The 2,407-nt window shown below is 57.5% G+C and carries 2 protein-coding genes; both read left to right on the top strand.

The window, feature by feature from the left end:
* Positions 1-116: 116 nt before the first annotated feature.
* Positions 117-1,316 (top strand): glycine C-acetyltransferase, encoded by a 1,200-nt coding sequence (locus B4U49_RS00740; RefSeq protein WP_078082694.1) that lies wholly within the window; start codon positions 117-119, stop codon positions 1,314-1,316.
* Positions 1,317-1,325: 9 nt separating this feature from the next.
* Complete coding sequence (tdh, locus tag B4U49_RS00735; protein WP_078082693.1) at positions 1,326-2,351, top strand: L-threonine 3-dehydrogenase; 1,026 nt, start codon at positions 1,326-1,328, stop codon at positions 2,349-2,351.
* The last annotated feature ends 56 nt before the right edge of the window (positions 2,352-2,407 follow it).

Genomic DNA, 2,407 nt, shown 5'->3' with positions numbered 1-2,407 from the left:
CGTGTCTCACAAAGCTGTACCCGCCAGCGTCACCGCCATAACAGTCGTTAATTGGGAAGACCTCCCCAGAACATAGCCCTTTTGCCAAAAGCACTACAGGAGCCAATAACAACGCCATGTCCAAGCCCGAGAAATTTTTCCAGCACCTGCGCGATGAACTGAAGCAGATTGAGGCCGACGGTCTCTACAAGCGCGAGCGCATCATCACCTCCCAGCAGAGTGCGGAGATCCAGGTCAACAACGAAGACCAGGTCCTCAACTTCTGCGCCAACAACTACCTCGGGCTCGCCAACCACCCAGAGCTGATCCAGGCCGCCAAAGACGGCCTCGACCAGTACGGCTTCGGCATGGCCTCCGTGCGCTTTATCTGCGGCACCCAGGACATTCACAAGGCACTGGAATTCCAGCTTTCAGAATTCCTGCAGACCGAAGACACCATCCTTTACACCTCGTGCTTCGACGCCAATGGTGGCCTGTTCGAAACCCTGCTGGGCCCTGACGACGCCATCATCTCCGACGCCCTCAACCACGCCTCCATCATCGACGGCGTGCGCCTGTGTAAAGCCAAGCGCTTCCGCTATGCCAACAACGACCTGGCGGATCTCGAAGCGCAGCTGAAAGCCGCCGATGCGGCCGGCGCGAAAACCAAATTGATCGCCACCGACGGCGTCTTCTCCATGGACGGCGTCATCGCCAACCTCAAGGGCATCTGCGACCTGGCTGACAAATACAACGCATTGGTAATGGTCGACGACTCTCACGCAGTCGGCTTCCTCGGCCAGCACGGCCGCGGCACCCACGAATACTGTGATGTCGTCGAGCGCGTAGACATCATCACCGGCACCCTCGGCAAAGCCCTGGGTGGCGCCTCCGGAGGCTTCACCTCCGGTCGCAAGGAAATCATCGACCTGCTGCGCCAGCGTTCGCGCCCTTACCTCTTCTCCAACTCCGTCGCCCCGGCAATCGTCACTGCCTCCCTGAAGGTGCTGGACATGCTGGTGGAAGGTGGAGAGCTGCGCGATCAACTGCAGGAAAATTCCCAGTATTTCCGCAAGCGTATGACCGAAGCCGGCTTCACCCTCGCCGGTGCAGATCACGCCATCATCCCGGTCATGATCGGTGACGCCGCGCTCGCGCAGAAAATGGCCGACAAGATGCTGGAAAAAGGTATCTACGTGGTCGGTTTCTTCTACCCGGTGGTACCCAAGGGACAGGCCCGCATTCGCACCCAGATGTCCGCCGCCCACACCCGTGAACAGCTGGATCGCTGTATCGATGCCTTTATTGAAGTCGGCAAAGAACTCGAGATTATCTAAGCGGTATTTATGAAAGCATTATCCAAACTCAAGTCTGAACCCGGCATCTGGATGACCGATGTTGAGGTTCCGGAACCCGGTCATAACGACCTGTTAATCAAGATTCGCAAGACCGCGATCTGCGGTACCGACATGCACATCTACAACTGGGACGAGTGGTCGCAGAAGACCATTCCGGTGCCGATGGTTGTGGGTCACGAATATGTGGGCGAAGTGGTCGGTATGGGCCAGGAAGTGGCCGGCTTCAAAGTGGGTGACCGCGTTTCCGGCGAAGGCCACATTACCTGTGGCCACTGCCGCAACTGTCGCGCCGGGCGCCGTCATCTGTGTCGTAACACCTACGGCGTGGGCGTGGATCGCCAGGGTGCTTTTGCGGAGTACCTGGTGATTCCGGCACTGAATGCGTTCAAGATCCCGGACAATATTTCTGACGAACTGGCCTCCATTTTCGACCCGTTTGGCAACGCGGTGCACACAGCACTCTCATTTGACCTGGTGGGTGAAGATGTCCTGATCACCGGTGCTGGCCCGATCGGCATTATGGCTGCAGCGGTTGCCCGCCATGTCGGTGCGCGCCATGTGGTGATTACCGATATCAACGATTACCGGCTGGACCTGGCGAAAAAAATGGGCGCGACCCGCACCGTCAATGTCAGCAAGGAAAAGCTCTCCGATGTCATGCAAGATATCGGCATGACTGAAGGCTTCGATGTTGGCCTGGAAATGTCCGGCGTTGCCGTAGCGTTCCGGGATATGCTCTCCGCCATGAACCACGGTGGCAAGATCGCGATGCTGGGGATTCCCCCGGGTGAAATGGCGATCGACTGGAGCCAGGTGATCTTCAAGGGCCTGATTCTGAAAGGTATTTACGGCCGCGAGATGTTTGAGACCTGGTACAAAATGGCCAGCCTGATTCAGTCCGGTCTCGACCTTTCCCCGATCATCACCCACCAGTTTTCCGTGGATGAGTTCCAGACTGGTTTTGACACCATGGGTTCGGGTGAATCGGGCAAAGTGATTCTGAACTGGCAGTAAATCCGCCCGCTTGGCTTACGAAGTAAAGGTTCCGAATCGAAGGCCAAGTGCCGGGT

Origin of the sequence: Microbulbifer mangrovi, assembly GCF_002009015.1 — a bacterium.
In the GTDB taxonomy this organism is placed as follows: Bacteria; Pseudomonadota; Gammaproteobacteria; order Pseudomonadales; family Cellvibrionaceae; genus Microbulbifer; species Microbulbifer mangrovi.
Note: the sequence above shows the minus strand (reverse complement) of the source record. Positions and strands in the feature narration are given on the sequence as shown.